At 68.5% G+C, this 203-nt stretch carries 1 protein-coding gene; it reads right to left on the reverse strand.

Features of this window, described 5'->3' with window-relative positions:
* A partial coding sequence (locus tag AC6H42_RS12785; protein WP_497548205.1) for a methyl-accepting chemotaxis protein occupies nucleotides 1-203 on the reverse strand: 203 nt, incomplete at both ends.

The following is a 203-nucleotide window of genomic DNA, read 5'->3' on the forward strand; positions in this document are numbered from 1 at the left end:
CGCCGCCGCCGAGCGCTGCGCCAGGTTGCGCACTTCGGAGGCCACCACCGCGAAGCCGCGCCCCTGCTCGCCGGCGCGGGCCGCTTCCACCGCCGCGTTCAGCGCCAGGATGTTGGTCTGGAAGGCAATGCCGTCGATGACGCTGATGATGTCCACGATCTTGCGCGACGAGGCGTTGATCGATTCCATGGTGTCGACCACCT

The organism is Massilia sp. NBRC 108631, assembly GCF_059704565.1.